The organism is Methanosarcina spelaei (genome assembly GCF_002287235.1).
Classification (GTDB): domain Archaea; phylum Halobacteriota; class Methanosarcinia; order Methanosarcinales; family Methanosarcinaceae; genus Methanosarcina; species Methanosarcina spelaei.
The window spans coordinates 1-2,010 of the sequence record NZ_LMVP01000231.1 but is presented as its reverse complement, the minus strand read 5'-3'; the positions used below and the strand labels follow the sequence as shown (position 1 = coordinate 2,010).

Here is a 2,010-nt window from a genome sequence, read left to right as displayed (position 1 = left end):
ATATAGGTTTCGAATGACCTCATTTATACAAAATGAAAAATTAGCGAAGTACTGAAACTGGATAAAATAGAGGTTCATCGAACTGAAACATGTAAAGTTAATAGATCCAACTTACCCAGTGATGCGTATCTTAAAGGTTATAGAGACGTAATAATTCAGGATATATACATAAAGCCTGTTAATACAAACTACAGAATAGAGATTTTTTATTCTCCTTCTGAGCATAAAACATATGCAGGAAAATTGCCACAAGGCGTAAAGGGTGAGTTTGGTCCTGGGATCAAATCTTTGATAATTACTCTTAATCATGTTGCTAATGTTTCAGAACCCAAGATACATGAATTCCTGAAAAATATTGGTGTTCATATATCTAAAGCCACTATCTCTCGAATCTTGACAAAAGATATTGATATCTTTCATCAGGAGAAAGCTGAGATTTTTCTGGAAGGTCTTAAGGCTACGCCTTATCAGCAGATTGATGATACAGGTGCAAGAGTCAATGGTGTCAATTATTATACTCAAATTCTTTGTAATCCTTATTATGCTGCTTATTTTACAGTTCCAAATAAGAATCGGGAAACCATTTTAGATGTGCTTTTATGTGGAAAAGAAAAAACGTACTGCTTTAATACTGAAGCATTTGATCTGATGAAAACGTTTAATGTTTCCCAAAGATGGATAGAAAAGCTCTCTTCTTTAAAAAACAAAATATTCAGTGACGAGGAAATGCGTCGAAAATTGGATTGTATTTTTTTGTATGGTAGAAAAACTACTAAGAAGAAAGTTCTTGAAGCCGGTGCAATTGCGGCCTATCATCAGATGACAAACATACCTGTGGTTACCACACTTTTGAGTGATGATGCACGTCAATTCAGGCAAATTGCATATCATCATGCTCTTTGCTGGATTCATGACGGTAGAAACTACAAGAAATTGAGGCCAATAGTTCCTTATCATAGAGAAAAGCTGAAAGCTTTTCTGGACAGTTACTGGAACTTTTATGGTGAGCTTTCTAAGTTTAGAATAAAACCAGATTCAGAGGTAGCGGAGCAATTGTCCATTAAGTTTGATCAGTTGTTTTCTACCAAAACAGGATATGAAAAGCTGGATGAAAGAATCGCTAAGACGAAAGAGAACAAAGAATACCTGTTAAAGGTGCTGAGTTTGCCAGAGATTCCGCTGCATAACAATGCAGCGGAACTGGCAGCAAGAGCAAAGGTCAGAAAAAGAGATGTCAGCCTTCAAACTATAACAGAGGAAGGAACAAAGGCAAACGACACATTTATGACGATTGTTCAGACAGCAAAGAAACTGGATGTAAGTGCATATCAGTACATATGTGATAGAGTCAGCAGTATATTTGAGATGCCATCTTTAGCTCAACTAATCAGAGAAAGAAGTTCAGTGAGTGGAAAGTGAGAGATTTCCACTCAATTTGAAGAGGATACATTTTTTGTTTTAATATAATTTTTCATATCATTTATTTAATATAGTTTATGCGATTACTCTATGCTGGAGTTGGGGAATGGATATCATTTCTCAATAAAGGATTTTGCATGGGTTGCTAATCCTTCTTCAAAATTCGAGGGATTTATTCATGAAACATCTAAAAACATGTCCAGAATGCCATTCTAGTCTGAAACTGCACTCAGATGGTGAGACACAGTATTGTACCATTTGCAAATACTGGACAAAAGTAGGTACTGTAAGACTCGATTCAATCATGATTTACGGATAAGAAATCTGCATTAAAGAAAATCTGCATGAAAAATCACAGAAAGAGGGGATAACTATGGAACACGAACTTGAAGAAGTCGAGAGAGATTATATAGAATTTAGAAAAGAAATTGGAGAGGAATAACACTCAACTTTTAGTATATTGTATACATTACTATTTTTTATAAACTATTTAAAAAGACCCAGGTTCTATAAATTCGGTCAACGTTATTGAAAGATAATTGTAACTATTCAGGGTATAGTTAGCGGCGCTCCTTTTAGCGCCGCGAGAAT

Annotated in this window: 1 protein-coding gene; it reads left to right on the top strand. The window is 35.1% G+C overall.

Translation table 11 applies throughout. From position 1 onward, the window contains the following. Positions 1-243: 243 nt before the first annotated feature. Entirely contained in the window at positions 244-1,419 is a 1,176-nt protein-coding gene (locus ASJ81_RS11790) for an IS66 family transposase (RefSeq protein ID WP_095644027.1), read from the top strand. The last annotated feature ends 591 nt before the right edge of the window (positions 1,420-2,010 follow it).